Below are 14,170 nucleotides of genomic sequence, written 5' to 3'. Positions count from 1 at the left end.
GCCTGTGCCACCACATTGAGGAGGAAGACGATGAAATATTTGAAGCGCGGCATGGAGGCGAGCAGCGTCGCCGAAAACGATCGCAAGGTTCGCGAGGTCGTCGAAGCGACGCTGGCCGACATCGAAAAGCGCGGCGACGAGGCTGTGCGCGAGCTGTCCATCAAGTTCGACGGATGGGACCGCGACGACTACCGGCTGACCAAGGCGGAGATCGACGGCTGTCTGAATTCGCTGTCGAAGCGCGATATCGAAGACATCGAGTTCGCCCAGGCGCAGGTGCGCAATTTTGCGCAGATCCAGCGCGCAGCACTTCAGGACGTCGAGGTCGAGGCGCTGCCGGGCATCATTCTGGGCCACAAGAACATCCCGATACAGGCTGCCGGCTGCTATGTGCCGGGCGGCAAGTACCCGCTCCTCGCCTCCGCGCACATGTCCGTCATCACCGCCAAGGTCGCCGGGGTGCCGCGCGTGGTCACCTGCGCGCCGCCCTACAAGGGCGCACTCGCGCCTGCCATCGTTGCGGCCCAGCATCTCGGCGGCGCGGATGAAATCTATGCGCTTGGCGGCATCCAGGCGGTCGGCGCGATGGCGCTCGGCACGAAGTCGATCGCGCCCGTCGACATGCTGGTGGGCCCCGGAAATGCCTTCGTGGCGGAAGCCAAGCGCCAGCTCTTCGGCCGCGTCGGCATCGATCTCTTTGCCGGTCCGACGGAAACGCTGGTGATTGCCGATGAAACTGTCGATGGCGAAATGTGCGCCACCGATCTTCTCGGTCAGGCGGAGCACGGCCCGGACAGCCCGGCCATCCTTCTGACGACTTCGGAGAAGCTAGCCCGCGAAACCATGGCAGAGATCGATCGGCTCCTGAAGATCCTGCCGACGGCTGATATTGCATCGAAGTCCTGGGCCGCCTTCGGCCAGGTCATCGTGGCCGACAGCGACGAGGAGATGGTGAAGATCGCCGACGAAATCGCCTCGGAACACGTTCAGGTCATGACCCGGGATCCGGACTATTTCCTCACCAACATGAAGAACTACGGCGCGCTCTTCCTCGGTCCGCGCACCAACGTCGCCTATGGGGACAAGGTGATCGGCACGAACCACACGCTGCCGACGAAGAAGGCTGCGCGCTATACAGGTGGGCTTTGGGTCGGAAAGTTCCTCAAGACCTGCACCTACCAGAAGGTGCTGACTGACGAGGCCTCGGCGATGATCGGCCGCTACTGCTCGCGGCTTTGCGATCTCGAAGGCTTCAAGGGTCATGCCGAACAGGCGAACGTCCGCGTCCGTCGCTACGGTGGTGACAACGTTCCCTACGCTGGCCGCGCCGAAGAAAAGGGGGCAGCGTGATCGCGCTGCCGAAAACGCCGTCCTTCCGGCTCGATGGCCGCCGGGCGCTGGTGACCGGGGCGGGCCGCGGCATCGGCCTTGCGGCGGCCGCAGCGCTGGCTGAAGCCGGCGCCCATGTCGTGCTTGCGGCACGGTCGGAGAGCGAGATTGCCGCAGCCGCCAACGCCATTCGGGAGGCGAATGGTAGTGCCGAGCATCTGCCCCTCGATGTCATGGACATCCGGGAAACCTCGGCGCGGATCGAAACCTGCGGGCCCTTTGATATTCTCGTCAACAACGCGGGAACCAACAGGCCCAAGCCGATGACCGAGACGAGCGAGGACGACTTCGATGCCGTTCTCGATCTCAACCTTAAGGCCGCCTATTTCGTTGCCCAGGCCGTCGCCAAAGGCATGGTCACGGCTGGCATCAGAGGCTCGATCATCCACATGGGTTCACAGATGGGCCATGTGGGCGGACCAGACCGGACGCTCTATTGCGCGTCCAAATGGGCGATCGAAGGCCTGAACAAGGCCATGGCGCTGGACCTCGCACAGTATGGGATCCGCTCCAACACGATCGCGCCGACCTTCATCGAAACGCCGCTGACCAAACCCTTCTTCGAGAACAGGGCCTTCCTGCAAAGCGTGCTCGAAAAGATCAAGCTCAGCAGGCTCGGCCAGGTCGAGGACATCATGGGCGCCGTCGTTTTCCTGGCGTCCGACGCCTCGTCGCTCATGACCGGCACGTCACTCGTCGTCGACGGGGGTTGGACGGCGGACTGACGGTCCGGACCAGATCCGCGATGGCCTCGCAGACGCTCAGATGACTGTCGCAGTCTGGGCACCGTCCATGCCGATGATGGCGCCCGTCACGTAGCTCGCCTGCCCCGAGGCCAGGAAGACAGCCATCTGCGCAATCTCTTCCGGTGAAGCCAGACGGCCCATGGGAATGCGCTTGAGTGCTGCCTCGCGCGCCTCCTTCTCGCTGACATTTCCCTGTCGTGCCTCGGCCTTCAGCCCCTCGGCCACGCGATCCGTCTCGGTGAGGCCGGGGTTGAGCCCGATGACGCGCACGCCCTTGCTGGCATAGGCCGTTGCCAACCCGACGGTCGCAAGCATCAGCGCCGCATTGGCCGCACCACCGGCGAGATGTGTGGGCGAGGCCGTCTTGCCGCCATTGCCGATCACGTTGATGATCACACCGGTCCCTCGTGCTCCCATGCGCTTCACGACAGGGTCGATGACATTGATATAGGTGAAGTATTTCGCATCCATGGCCGCCCGCCACGCGGCAGGCGTCAGGTCGTCAACGGGCGTGCGCTTTGCCGCACCGGCACAGTTGACGAGGATATCGATCGGTCCCATCTCGGCCTCGACCGCTTCCACCATGCGGCGGGCATCCTCGTCGCGGGAGAGATCGGCGGCGTAGCCACGGGCGCCCGGAAGACGGGTCAGTGCCGCATGTATATTGGCCTCATTGCGTGAGCAGATGGCAACGGCAGCCCCTTCGCTGGAGAACAGCGACGCAGTCGCCAGTCCTATGCCTTTCGATCCGCCGGTGACCAGAACGATTTTGCGATCCAAGCCGAGGTCCATTGCGCCTGCCAACCTTCCATCAAACAGAGTTGCGTGTTCCGGACCTGACAGTCTCATCTGCCAGCATCCAATGCAATCCGGGCAAATTGCCTGCCAGCACAACACAACGCCCCGGCCCTCGCCCCGGAATGGCACCGATTTCTCGATGTTGCCAGCACATGCCTTGCGGACCGCCGGCAGGGGCGGCCTGAATGTGGAACACGGCGGCCGGACGGCAAATTCTTCGCAGGTTGCCCGGTCAGCGGGGCGCCCACAACCGGCCCGTGGCTCAAGAACGTATCTTGTGCACCCCTGATATGTATGTATACATTGACAACCATCATGGAGCGATCGCTCAGGGAAAGTGCTTGGAGGAGCGCTCTTTCCGTTCCGGATTTGCCGCTGGCGATCAGCTTGTCGAAACGACAAACGGGAGGAAATGCACATGATCACCAGACGTCATCTCATCGCAAGCGCAGCGGCAATTGCCATGCTGTCGGCGGCAGCACCGTCAATGGCGGCCGATACGGTCAAAATCGGCCTGATCCTGCCAATGACCGGACCATTCGCCTCGACAGGCCGGCAGGTTGAAGCCGGCGTTCGTGCATACATGGCACTCAATGGCGACACGGCCGGCGGCAAGAAGGTCGAGATCGTGCTGCGCGACGATGCCGGCACGGCGGACCAGACACGCCGCATCGCGCAGGAGCTGATTGTCAACGACAAGGTATCGATGCTGATGGGCTTCGGCCTCACGCCGCTCGCCATGGCGGTCGCCCCGGTCATCAGCCAGGCGAAGGTCCCGGCGATCATCACCTCTGCCACGACATCGGCCATCATGTCGAAGTCGGATTACTTCGCCCGCACCTCCATGGCCGGGCCGCAATCGGCCGTTCCCGTCGCCACCTGGGCGGCGAAGAATGGCCTGAAACGGGTCGTCACCCTCGTCACGGATTATGGTCCGGGTCATGATATCGAAAAGGGCTTCACCGACGAGTTCAAGAAGGATGGCGGCGAGATTGTCGAGGCGGTGCGTGTGCCGCTGCAGAACCCTGATTTCGCGCCCTTCCTGCAGCGTGTGCGCGACGCCAAGCCGGATGCCGTTTTCGTCTTCGTGCCGGCAGGCGTCGGCTCGCTGTTCATGAAGCAGTTCGTCGATCGCGGTCTGGCGGATGCAGGCATCAAGCTGATCGCCACGGGCGACGTGACGGACGACGATCTGCTCGGCGCCATCGGCGATCCGGCGCTCGGGGTCATCACCGGCCATTTCTATTCGGCCGCCCATGACAGCCCGGAAAACAAGGCCTTCGTGAAGCAGGTGAAGGACACCGCCAAGATAAGGCCGAATTTCATGGCCGTTGGTGGCTTTGATGCCATGCATCTGGCCTATGCCGCGCTTGCCAAGACCAATGGCGACACGGATGGAACGAAGCTGATCACGGCCATGAAGGGCGCGGAATGGACAAGCCCGCGCGGGCCGATCTCCATCGATCCCGCCACCCGCGACATCGTGCAGGATATCTATATCCGCAAGGTCGAGAAGAAGGACGGCGAGCTCTACAACATCGAGTTCGACACCTTCAAGAAGATCCACGACCCCTTCGTCGCCAAGTGATCTGAAGGTCACTGATCTTTCCGAAACCGGCGGCGGGAGTGAAGCTCCCGCCGTGTAACCGGGAGAGACCATGCTGACGATCCTGTTCGACGGCGTCGCCTATGGAATGCTGCTTTTCATCCTGGCCTGCGGCCTGTCGATCACGCTGGGGCTGATGAATTTCGTCAATCTCGCCCACGGCGCCTTCGCCATGGCGGGTGGCTATGTCACCGTGATCCTGATGAACCGCTATGGCATCTCCTTCTACTGGTGCCTGCCGGCGGCCTTTCTGGTGACCGCGCTCGTCGGCGCCATCCTCGAAGTCACACTCTATCGACGGCTTTACCGGGCCTCGCATCTCGACCAGGTGCTGTTTTCCATCGGCCTCGTCTTCATGGCGATTGCGGCGGCGGATTACTTCATGGGCGGCCAGCAGCAGCTGATCAACCTGCCCGCCGAACTGCGCGGCCGGCTCGATCTTTTTGGCATCGGCATCGGCCGCAGCCGGCTTTTCGTCATCCTCATCTGCGCCGTTCTTGTCGTCGCGCTCCAGCTTGCGCTGACCAGAACGCGCTTCGGCAGCCAGCTCCGCGCCGCCGTCGATGACGGGCGCGTGGCGCGCGGGCTCGGCATCAATGTCTCGACGATTTTCGTGCTCACCTTCGCGCTCGGCTCCGGCCTTGCCGGCCTCGGCGGCGCGCTGGGCGCCGACATGCTGGGGCTCGATCCGAATTTCCCGCTGAAATTCCTCATCTATTTCATGATCGTCGTCACGGTCGGCGGAACGTCCTCCATCACCGGCCCCTTCATCGCCGCGCTCCTTCTCGGCATCGCCGATGTCGCCGGCAAATATTATCTGCCGCAGGCCGGCGCCTTCATCATCTATGCGGTGATGATCCTCGTGCTGATCCTGAGGCCCAACGGCCTCTTCAGCCGGGAGGGCCGTCGATGACCCACCACACACAGGCCTCCGAATTCCTGAATGCCAGGCACCGGTGGCGCCTCTGGGAAATCGCACTCTGGCTTCTGGCCGTCGCCGCGATCTTCATCCTGCCCTCACAATTGCTGATCCTGACCGAGATTGCGATCCTGGCGCTCTTCGCCGTGTCGCTCGACCTCATCCTCGGCTATGCGGGCATCGTCTCACTCGGCCATACCGCCTTCTTCGGGCTCGGGGCCTATGCGGCTGGAATTCTGGCGCGCGATTATGTCAGCGAACCCGTCACCGGCCTTGTCTTCGCCGGTCTCATCAGCGGCCTCTTCGGCCTTGCCACAAGCTTCCTCGTGCTGCGCGGCTCGGACCTCACACGGCTGATGACGACTTTCGGGGTGGCCATGCTGCTGGCCGAGCTTGGCAACCAGGCCACCTGGCTGACCGGCGGGGCGGACGGGCTTTCGGGCATCTCGATGAGCCCCATTCTCGGCCTCTTCGAGTTCGATCTCTACGGACGTAACGGCTACATCTACTGCCTCGCCGTGCTGATCGTCCTGACTTTCGTCGCGCGACGCATCGTCAACTCGCCCTTCGGCCTCTCGCTGATGGCGATCAAGCGCAACCCGCGTCGTGCCGCCATGCTGGGCATCTCGCCGAAGCGACGGATCGTCGCCATCTATTCGGTCTCGGCGGCCTATGCGGGAATGGCTGGCGCGCTGCTCGCACAGACGACCAATTTCGTCTCGCCCGACGTGCTGGCCTTTCACCGCTCCGCCGATGTTCTCCTCGTCCTCGTCATTGGCGGGGCGGGCTATCTCTATGGCGGCATATTCGGAGCGATCATCTTCACGCTGCTGCGCGACTGGCTGTCGGTCGCCACACCGCAATACTGGATGTTCTGGATCGGCCTGATCCTCGTTGCGATCGTCATGATCGGCCGCGAACGGCTGACTGGCTGGCCTCTTCTCCTTGCCGCGCGCCTGCGGGGCAAACCGGCGGAGGATGCGCGATGATGGCGCTGGAGACCCGCAACCTCGTCAAGCGTTTCGGCGGCTTTACTGCGACGCATGACGTCTCGCTTTCGATCCGGAAGGGTGCGCGCCACGCCCTCATCGGCCCGAACGGCGCCGGCAAGACGACGCTGATCAATCTCTTCACCGGGGTCTTCGCACCGACCAGCGGACAGATCCTGCTCGGCGGCGAGGATATCACGACGCTGCCCGCGCACGCCCGTGTCGCGCGCGGCCTGTCACGGACATTTCAGATCAACCAGCTCTTCGGAGACTTGACGCCGCTTGAGTCGATGATGCTGGCCATCGGCGAGCGCAAGGGGCATGGCCGTCGCTTCTGGCGAACGCTTGCTGCCGATCGCGATGTTGCCGAAGAGGCCCTCGCGACGCTGGAACGCTTCCGTCTCGCGCACGTTATGGCAGTATCGACAAATTTGCTGCCATATGGCAAGCAAAGATTGCTTGAAATCGCCCTTGCCATCGCCGCAAAGCCCAAGGTGCTGCTGCTCGATGAACCCGCTGCCGGCGTGCCGGAAGAGGAGCGCGAGGAAGTTCTCGCCATCGTGCGGTCTCTGCCTGAGGACGTGACCGTGGTGCTGATCGAACATGACATGGACCTCGTCTTCTCCTTTGCCGACCGCATTTCGGTTCTGGCGGCCGGTGCGCTCTTCGCCGAAGGCACGGTCGAGGAAATCGCGCGCGACCCGCAGGTCAAAGCCATCTATCTCGGGGAGGACGCGTGATGGCGGCCCTGCTTCGCATCGAGAAACTGGTTGCCGGCTATGGCGAGGCGCGCGTGTTGTCGCATGTCGATCTGACCGTGGAGGCCGGCCGGTCGCTCGCCCTTCTTGGGCGCAACGGTGCCGGCAAGACGACACTGGTGGACACGATTGCCGGCGTCACGACCCACCACGCCGGCGCAATCCATTTTGAAGGCCGCGACATCGCACGCCTGCGGCCCGAGCAGCGCGCTCCTCTCGGCATCGGCTGGGTGCCGCAGGAGCGTAACATCTTCCCATCGCTCACCGTCGAGGAAAACCTGACCGCCACCGCCCGGCCCGGCCCCTGGTCACTTGAGCGCGCCTACCAGATGTTTCCGCGCCTGAAAGAACGGCGACGCAATATGGGCAACCAGCTTTCCGGCGGCGAACAGCAAATGCTCGCCGTCGCCCGTGCCCTGATGCTGAACCCCAAGCTGCTTCTGCTGGACGAACCGTTGGAAGGCCTCGCGCCGATCATCGTCGACGAATTGCTGGCAGCACTCCGTCGCATCGTGAGAGACGAAGGCATGTCGGCGATCATCATCGAGCAGAAGGCCCGTAAGATCCTGCCGCTGACCGATGAGGCCGTCGTGCTCGATCGCGGGGCAGTCACCTATCGCGGGACCTCGCAGGCACTGCTGGACGATCCGGAGAGGCTGGATTCGCTGCTGAGCGTTTCGTGAGATCAGCCAGAAACGAAAACGCCGAAGGCAACGCTTGCCTTCGGCGTTTTCGTTTTATCAGTCTTTTCCCGATGAGAAGACCCGGCGCAACGCTCCCGCGGCGCGCCGGTCTCAGGCATCAGCGCTTGGTGCGCCAGCTATCGGCATAGTTCTCGCGGGCTTCGCGGGCATAAGGCGTCGGCGAAACGCGGACGCGGATCTTGGCCTGCTTGTGGCGCTCGGTCGACGTCTTGCCCGAACCGCCATCGGGCTCGCCCCAGACCAGCGTCAGCACGTCGCCTTCGTTGATATCCGGATCGACGATGCCGAGCGAAAGCAGGCAGCGTTCGTTATAGGAATAGCCGTTGAACATCGACATGCCGACGCGCTTGCCGCTCTGGTCGAGGATCAGGTCAGCGCTGGTGGAAGCATAGTTCGGCTGCGGGAAGTCGATCCACTTGTAGTGATCCTCACCCGGACGGAAGGCCGAGGCGATGACTTCGACGACGTCTTCGGCGTTCCACTCGAAGGTCACCTTCTTGCGGTTCTTCTGCTCCTTCTGTTTTAGGAGTGCCTGCTTGCCGATGAAGTCGTCCTTCTTCCAGCCGATATAGAAGTCATAGCCGAGTTCGAACGGGTTAACGTAATAGTCCTCGATATTGTTCGAGACATAGCTGCCGCCGATGGCGCCCGTGGCTTCGTAGGAATCCGCACCCAGCCATTCGCGATAGGCCTGCAGCATACCGTCGCCGGTATAGATGCCTGGCAGCGGGGACGGGATCCAGCCGGATTCCAGCGTGTTGGTCGAATAGGCGCGGCTGCCGCAGCGAACGAGATCGACATTGGCTTCCTTTGCGGCTTCGAGAATGCAGCTCAGGATGTAGTTCTTGTCGTCATAGGGACCCCAGATTTCCAGGCCCGGCGCGCCGGACATGCCGTGGCGCAGCGCCTGCACCTTCTTGGAGCCGACATTGATCTGATCAACATGGAAGAATTTGATTTCCGGGATCGGGCCGCGGTTCAGCTTTTCGAAGATCTTGTAGGCCTCAGGCCCCTGGATCTGGTAGCGGTAATGCGTGCGGAACACGCGCTCGCCCTCGGGCCGCGACGGCGAGCGCGGATCGTGCTTGATGCGGACATTCCACTTGCCGTAGGCGGCGCAGAACATCAGCCAGTTCGAGGTCGGAGCGCGGCCGACGAGGATGAACTTGTCCTTGCGCTCGCGGAAGATGATGTGGTCGCCGATGACATGGCCGTTCGGGGTCACCGGCACGAAATGCTTGGCGCGGTTGAGATCGAAATTCGAGAAGGAATTGATGCCGTGATAGGCGAGAAATGCCTCGGCATCCGGCCCTTCCACGATCAGTTCGTCCATGTGATGCGACTGATCGAACAGAACGGCCGAATGGCGCCAAGCCGCCTGCTCATCGCGCCAGTTGGCAAATTCCGGCGCGACGACCGGGTATACATACATCCCGATCTTCGAATTGCGGAGCCGCCCGACAATGTCGGGGTTTTCTTTCATGATGTCGGACAGACTGGATGCAGCCATAGTGGTTCCTCCCATTGGCAATATCGCTTATGTATACATTCATGCGCATTGCCGCGCGGAATGCAAGTCTGTTCTTCACGAGCCTCGTAGGGTCCAGACGGCGAATATGGGGTGGAGACAGGAGCCACCGCCGCGCAAGGCGCGGAGTTTTCGGACTCTTAGCGATGGATCAGCGCAAGACCGGGGATCTTGGCCAGAAGATCCGGGTCCTTGTTGAAAATGTATTCAATGTTATGCCGGGCTGTGCGCGCGTGCTCGCGTGCAACGAATTCCGCCCGCGCGCCCTCCCGGCACACAATCGCCTGGACGATCGCCTTGTGCTGCTCCTGCGCCGAGCGGAGCGAGCGCCGGAAGGCGACGATTTCCAGCCTGTTGGGCAGAAACGCCGAGGGCGAGGCGAATGGCAGCGCCGAGGCGCGCTCGACCTCGCGGCGGATCACCTCGCTGCCGGACAGTCCGGCGAGCTCGCGATGGAAGTCCTCGTTGAGGTCCGAATAGGCGTCGAAATCGACGTCGTCACCCTCGCCGAAACAGGCATCGATGCGGGCGACGATGTCATGCAGCCGGGCCAGCCCCTCCGTCGAGGCCCCGCGCTCGGCCGCAAGCCGCGCCGCCGTGCCCTCCATGACCCCGCGCAGCTCGATGAAATCGATCACGTCGGCATAGCCGAAACGGCGTACGACGAAGCCGCCATTCGGCAACCGGTCCAGCAACCCCTCTTCGGCCAGTCGGGATAGTGCCTCACGCACCGGCGTGCGCGAAATTTCCAGCGTTTCAGCCAGCGACACCTCGAACAGGCGCATGCCGCCCGGCAATTCGCCGCTGACGATCTTTTCGCGCAGTTCGATAACGGCCCTGCGGCCATGCGTGGCTGCTTCGCTGACTTTCATGGCAAATCCCCTTCACGCCCTCGCTATAGCATTCAAAAACGCGACTGCGAAGCGGCTGCCGCGCGGCGCTGGACAACAAAGGCTGATCAGCCACCACCCTCCTTCCTCAAGCCACCAAGCTGACACATCACACGTCCACGGACCACCCAACGTACACATTTCACTGTGCAATCTTGCCGGATATGCTGCATTTTGCGCGAAATTCATTGGTATCTTGATTGCCGATGGCATTGCGATGTATACATTTTGAAGGGCATCGAGGAGGAGCAAGATGGCTTTGTTGAATTTCGGAAGTCGCGTGGACTCCAGAGCCATGCCGGGCGGCGTGACGCCGGAGGCAGCCAGCTTTCTCGACAACTGGTCGATCGAAGTCATGCCGCGCACGGCCGCCAAGATCGAGAGCTTCAAGGCCCTGCTGCCACCCGAAACAAGGGTCTATGTCGCCCATATCGTCGGAACGCCGTTCGATGACATGCTGGCCACCGCCCGGCGACTGACCGAAGAAGGTTTTCCGGTCATGCCGCATATCCCCGCCCGCATCATTCCCGATACCGCGACGCTGGAAACCTGGATCCGCCGCTATCGCGAAGAGGCCGGCGTGACGCAGGCGCTGCTGTTGGGCGGCGGCATCGCCAAGCCGGAAGGCGCACTGGGAAGCGCCATCCAGCTCATCGAGACCGGCCTGTTCGATCATTACGGGTTCACGCACCTGCATGTTGCCGGCCACCCGGAAGGCAATCGGGATATCGATGCGGATGGTTCCACCGCGCAGGTCGATGCGAGCCTGCTATGGAAGCAGGATTTCTCCGCACGCACCGATGCCGACATGGCCATCGTGACGCAATTTGCTTTCGACGCTACTGCCGTCACGACATGGGCCGAACGCATCGCCGATCTCGGCGTCCGCCTGCCGATCCATGTCGGCATTGCCGGGCCGGCGAAGCTGCAGACGCTGATCCAGTTTGCACTGTCCTGCGGCGTCGGTCCGTCGCTGAAAGTCTTGCAGAAGCGCGCCATGGATGTCACCCGCCTGCTCACACCCTACGAGCCGACGGAGGTTGTGACCGGTCTGGCGCAATACAAGGCCCGCAATCCGGAAAGCCTGATTTCACAGGTCCATGTCTTCCCGCTCGGCGGCATCCGCAATGCGACCGACTGGATGAACCGGCAGACGCCGGCCGAGCCCCAGGCGGCGATCGGGTAAAGGCAGCGCGACGGCGAAGGCCGTAGACCATCGATCTGCCACGCTAACTTTTGGGAAACAGGTGTTGGCGAACGTGACAACGGCAGTTCCTGTTGGCATTTTAGACAACATGAAGGCGGAGAAGATCACGGAACACAAAAGAGCGTCCAGGCAGACGGAAGCATTGTCCAATTCGTCGTTTGGAAAGTGCCAACACCCGTTCCGCCGACGGAGTATGGCTTCAAATATCGATTGGCCTACATTCGCAACGGTGTTCGTGTCGTCGCTTCGACAACGAGCGGGGAAAAGGCGATCATATGCATCTGGACGGTGAGGAATTTCCCTATCGGTTCACGACGCTGGAACAACTTATCGAAGACTTTCTATCCGAAGTCGAAAAGCGGAGGCAGTCATGAGAGCATTGACGATCACCACGGAACCAGACTGGAAATCGGCATTGCGTGCAGCCGGAAAACGCGCTGAAACCGGTGTCAAGACCGGGGAGTATCAGGGCGAAACGCTCAATTTCGAGACGCCGGGCGCATTTTTCTCGCGGCTGACCGAACGCCGTTGGCAAATGCTGGACGCGCTTTTGGGAAGCGGTACGGTCGGCGTACGGGAACTTGCGCGGCGATTGGGCCGGGACGTCAAGCGTGTCCATGAAGATGCAGCGGCGCTGATCGAACTGGGGCTGATCGAGAAGAATGAGCGCGGTCAGCTGAATTGCCCGTTTGAAAACATCCACGTTGATATGGTGATGGCATCCCCAAGAAAGGTGGCTTGATCAAAAGGCGGGCCGCAGCAGATCGTCGGCACATCGTGTCCCATGCTGTGAGGGAATGACGGCAGCCCACCAAATCAATGGGTGCCTGAAAATCCAGCCACCGAAACCGCCCCCTCCGACAATGCGGGGCGACGCCACCCCGTGGCGCGAGACGCAGGCAGCAGACGGGATCACACCACCGGGAAAACCCGCCCGTCGAAAAGCTTGCGGGCCGTGCGGATCGAGCCGGCGCCTTTGACATTGCCCGCAGCGTCGAGATCGAGAAACACCTCCGTCAATCCGGTCGGATGTTCGATGAGATAGCGCCCGCCGTCGGGTTGAACAGACAGCGCCGCGGCAGGACCGTCCTTCAGTCGTGTCGCAGTCGCCACCGTAATCGCGGCAAAGACGCCTATCGTGGCGTGGACACGGTGCGGAATGAAGCTTCGCGTCGAAATCGCACCGCCAGCGCTCGGCGGGGCAACCAGAACCATCTTCGGCACGGACGCCGTCGTGACATCGCCCAGTTTCATCAACGGTCCTGCCTGAAGGCGGATGGCTTCGATACGCGCCTTGACCGCCGCATTCGCCTCCAGTTCGTCACGACTTTCCGCGCCCGACAGGCCGACATCGGACGCGCGGAGGATGACGCAAGGCATTCCGTTATCGATCAGCGTCGCCTCGATGCCGTCGATGACATCCACTGCCTGCCCCGTCGGCAACAGCGCGCCGCACATCGAGCCTGCGATATTGGTAAAAAGAAGCGGCACGGCTGCATGTCTGCCCGGCACGCCGGCGATCTCCGTTTCGCCGCTGTAGGTCACACGGCCGCCCGGCGTCGCCACCCGCGCCACGGCGACCTCACCCGTATTGACCATATGGATGCGAACCTCGGTCTCCCCATCCTCGGCCTTCATCAGCCCGCGCTCGATCGCCGCCGGCCCGACGCCGGCCAGAATATTGCCGCAGCCCTGCGCACCGCTGACCAGCGCCTGATCGACAAAGACTTGCAGGAAGAGATAGTCCACATCGGCATCCGGCCGGCTCGATTGCGACAGGATCGCCACCTTCGAGGTCAGTGGGTCCGCCCCGCCAATGCCATCGATCTGGCGCGGATCGGGCGAGCCCATGATGGAGAGGAGAAGCCGATCGCGCTCGCTTACATCAGCTGGCAGGTCTTCGCCGAGGAAATAGGCGCCCTTCGAGGTGCCGCCCCGCATCCAGAGGCAGGGGATTCCATCCTCATACATATGTCAGCCCCTTGGCAGCGAGCGCGCCGCGCATGTCGTACATGTCGAGGCCCAGTTCGCCGGAGGCAAGACGCTTGCGCTTCATTTCCTCATTGGCAAGCCGCTTCTCCGCCGCCTTCAGCACGTCCGCCGCCTCGGCAGATTTGACGACGCAGACCCCATCGTCATCGGCAACGACCACATCGCCAGCCTCGATCAGCGCGCCAGCGCAAACGATCGGCACATTGACCGAGCCCAGCGTCTCCTTGACCGTGCCTTGCGCCGAGATTGCCTTCGACCAGACCGGAAAGCCCATCGCCGTCAGGTCGCGGATATCACGCACGCCTGCATCGATGATCAGACCTCGGCAGCCCCGCGCCTTGGCGGATGTCGCAAGCAGATCGCCGAAATAGCCATTGTCGCAGGGCGAGGTCGGGGCCAGCACGAGCAGATCGCCCTCGCGCACCTGCTCGATGGCCACATGCAGCATCCAGTTGTCGCCGGGCGGGGCGGAGATCGTCACGGCCGAGCCCGCGACGGACGCACCCAGATAGATCGGCCGCATATAGCTCGCCAGCATGCCCTTCCGGCCCTGCGCCTCATGAACGGTCGCAACACCAGCACGGGCAAGACCGTCGATGACCTCACGCGTGGCGCGTGGGATGTTCTGCACCACGACGCCCATG

The 14,170-nt window shown here is 62.5% G+C and carries 15 protein-coding genes; 10 read left to right on the top strand and 5 right to left on the bottom strand.

Features of this window, described 5'->3' with window-relative positions; translation table 11 throughout:
• The first annotated feature begins 30 nt into the window (after window positions 1-30).
• A complete protein-coding gene (gene hisD, locus LQK84_RS04295) occupies window positions 31-1,350 on the top strand; it encodes a histidinol dehydrogenase (protein WP_230827415.1) in 1,320 nt (439 codons plus the stop codon).
• Window positions 1,347-2,114, top strand: a complete 768-nt coding sequence (locus LQK84_RS04290; protein ID WP_230827414.1) for an SDR family NAD(P)-dependent oxidoreductase — start codon at window positions 1,347-1,349, stop codon at window positions 2,112-2,114. Before hisD ends, LQK84_RS04290 begins: the two co-directional genes overlap by 4 nt.
• Window positions 2,115-2,150: 36 nt before the next feature.
• Here the strand turns inward: LQK84_RS04290 and LQK84_RS04285 are convergent, their stop codons facing one another.
• Entirely contained in the window at window positions 2,151-2,915 is a 765-nt protein-coding gene (locus LQK84_RS04285; RefSeq protein WP_330166395.1) for an SDR family oxidoreductase, read from the bottom strand.
• A 436-nt stretch (window positions 2,916-3,351) separates the two neighbouring features.
• Here LQK84_RS04285 and LQK84_RS04280 point away from each other — a divergent pair, with 436 nt between their 5' ends.
• The 5 genes from LQK84_RS04280 (at window position 3,352) to LQK84_RS04260 (ending at window position 7,888) form a co-directional block, all read left to right on the top strand.
• The gene (locus tag LQK84_RS04280) at window positions 3,352-4,521 is read left to right on the top strand and encodes an ABC transporter substrate-binding protein (protein WP_230827412.1); all 1,170 of its coding nucleotides are present in this window, start codon (window positions 3,352-3,354) and stop codon (window positions 4,519-4,521) included.
• 70 nt (window positions 4,522-4,591) lie between these two features.
• The gene (locus LQK84_RS04275) at window positions 4,592-5,452 is read left to right on the top strand and encodes a branched-chain amino acid ABC transporter permease (RefSeq protein ID WP_230827411.1); all 861 of its coding nucleotides are present in this window, start codon (window positions 4,592-4,594) and stop codon (window positions 5,450-5,452) included.
• The gene (locus LQK84_RS04270; protein WP_230827410.1) at window positions 5,449-6,447 is read left to right on the top strand and encodes a branched-chain amino acid ABC transporter permease; all 999 of its coding nucleotides are present in this window, start codon (window positions 5,449-5,451) and stop codon (window positions 6,445-6,447) included. Before LQK84_RS04275 ends, LQK84_RS04270 begins: the two co-directional genes overlap by 4 nt.
• Entirely contained in the window at window positions 6,444-7,187 is a 744-nt protein-coding gene (locus tag LQK84_RS04265; protein WP_230827409.1) for an ABC transporter ATP-binding protein, read from the top strand. The genes LQK84_RS04270 and LQK84_RS04265 overlap by 4 nt, the downstream gene beginning before the upstream one ends.
• A complete protein-coding gene (locus LQK84_RS04260; protein WP_230827408.1) occupies window positions 7,187-7,888 on the top strand; it encodes an ABC transporter ATP-binding protein in 702 nt (233 codons plus the stop codon). Before LQK84_RS04265 ends, LQK84_RS04260 begins: the two co-directional genes overlap by 1 nt.
• 118 nt (window positions 7,889-8,006) lie before the next feature.
• Here the strand turns inward: LQK84_RS04260 and ligM are convergent, their stop codons facing one another.
• Both ligM and LQK84_RS04250 read right to left on the bottom strand, forming a co-directional pair.
• A complete protein-coding gene (ligM, locus tag LQK84_RS04255) occupies window positions 8,007-9,419 on the bottom strand; it encodes a vanillate/3-O-methylgallate O-demethylase (protein WP_230827407.1) in 1,413 nt (470 codons plus the stop codon).
• Window positions 9,420-9,577: 158 nt separating this feature from the next.
• Window positions 9,578-10,309, bottom strand: a complete 732-nt coding sequence (locus LQK84_RS04250; RefSeq protein WP_230827406.1) for a GntR family transcriptional regulator — start codon at window positions 10,307-10,309, stop codon at window positions 9,578-9,580.
• 271 nt (window positions 10,310-10,580) lie between these two features.
• Between LQK84_RS04250 and LQK84_RS04245 the strand changes: the two genes are divergently transcribed.
• From LQK84_RS04245 to LQK84_RS04235, 3 genes are all read left to right on the top strand, one after another.
• The gene (locus LQK84_RS04245; protein ID WP_230827405.1) at window positions 10,581-11,513 is read left to right on the top strand and encodes a methylenetetrahydrofolate reductase; all 933 of its coding nucleotides are present in this window, start codon (window positions 10,581-10,583) and stop codon (window positions 11,511-11,513) included.
• 296 nt (window positions 11,514-11,809) lie between these two features.
• Window positions 11,810-11,908 (top strand): hypothetical protein, encoded by a 99-nt coding sequence (locus LQK84_RS04240; protein WP_230827404.1) that lies wholly within the window; start codon window positions 11,810-11,812, stop codon window positions 11,906-11,908.
• Window positions 11,905-12,276, top strand: a complete 372-nt coding sequence (locus LQK84_RS04235) for an HVO_A0114 family putative DNA-binding protein (RefSeq protein ID WP_230827403.1) — start codon at window positions 11,905-11,907, stop codon at window positions 12,274-12,276. Before LQK84_RS04240 ends, LQK84_RS04235 begins: the two co-directional genes overlap by 4 nt.
• Before the next feature lie 170 nt (window positions 12,277-12,446).
• On the opposite strand, the gene LQK84_RS04230 is transcribed toward LQK84_RS04235, so the two are convergent.
• Window positions 12,447-13,505 (bottom strand): 4-oxalomesaconate tautomerase, encoded by a 1,059-nt coding sequence (locus LQK84_RS04230; protein WP_230827402.1) that lies wholly within the window; start codon window positions 13,503-13,505, stop codon window positions 12,447-12,449.
• The gene (locus tag LQK84_RS04225; protein ID WP_230827401.1) at window positions 13,498-14,169 is read right to left on the bottom strand and encodes a 4-carboxy-4-hydroxy-2-oxoadipate aldolase/oxaloacetate decarboxylase; all 672 of its coding nucleotides are present in this window, start codon (window positions 14,167-14,169) and stop codon (window positions 13,498-13,500) included. The genes LQK84_RS04230 and LQK84_RS04225 overlap by 8 nt, the downstream gene beginning before the upstream one ends.
• Between the last annotated feature and the right edge of the window lies 1 nt (window position 14,170).

This window comes from Rhizobium sp. C4 (genome assembly GCF_021026315.1).
In the GTDB taxonomy this organism is placed as follows: domain Bacteria; phylum Pseudomonadota; class Alphaproteobacteria; order Rhizobiales; family Rhizobiaceae; genus Ensifer_A.
The sequence above is the reverse complement of the archived record's forward strand: the minus strand, read 5'-3'. Positions and strand labels throughout refer to the sequence as shown.

Bases quoted from the DNA above. Each gene is read 5' to 3' on its own strand.
- hisD (WP_230827415.1), top strand. From the start codon at position 31: ATGAAATATTTGAAGCGCGGCATGGAGGCGAGCAGCGTCGCCGAAAAC.
- LQK84_RS04280 (WP_230827412.1), top strand. From the start codon at position 3,352: ATGATCACCAGACGTCATCTCATCGCAAGCGCAGCGGCAATTGCCATG.
- LQK84_RS04275 (WP_230827411.1), top strand. From the start codon at position 4,592: ATGCTGACGATCCTGTTCGACGGCGTCGCCTATGGAATGCTGCTTTTC.
- LQK84_RS04270 (WP_230827410.1), top strand. From the start codon at position 5,449: ATGACCCACCACACACAGGCCTCCGAATTCCTGAATGCCAGGCACCGG.
- LQK84_RS04265 (WP_230827409.1), top strand. From the start codon at position 6,444: ATGATGGCGCTGGAGACCCGCAACCTCGTCAAGCGTTTCGGCGGCTTT.
- LQK84_RS04260 (WP_230827408.1), top strand. From the start codon at position 7,187: ATGGCGGCCCTGCTTCGCATCGAGAAACTGGTTGCCGGCTATGGCGAG.
- ligM (WP_230827407.1), bottom strand. From the start codon at position 9,419: ATGGCTGCATCCAGTCTGTCCGACATCATGAAAGAAAACCCCGACATT.
- LQK84_RS04250 (WP_230827406.1), bottom strand. From the start codon at position 10,309: ATGAAAGTCAGCGAAGCAGCCACGCATGGCCGCAGGGCCGTTATCGAA.
- LQK84_RS04245 (WP_230827405.1), top strand. From the start codon at position 10,581: ATGGCTTTGTTGAATTTCGGAAGTCGCGTGGACTCCAGAGCCATGCCG.
- LQK84_RS04240 (WP_230827404.1), top strand. From the start codon at position 11,810: ATGCATCTGGACGGTGAGGAATTTCCCTATCGGTTCACGACGCTGGAA.
- LQK84_RS04235 (WP_230827403.1), top strand. From the start codon at position 11,905: ATGAGAGCATTGACGATCACCACGGAACCAGACTGGAAATCGGCATTG.
- LQK84_RS04230 (WP_230827402.1), bottom strand. From the start codon at position 13,505: ATGTATGAGGATGGAATCCCCTGCCTCTGGATGCGGGGCGGCACCTCG.
- LQK84_RS04225 (WP_230827401.1), bottom strand. From the start codon at position 14,169: ATGGGCGTCGTGGTGCAGAACATCCCACGCGCCACGCGTGAGGTCATC.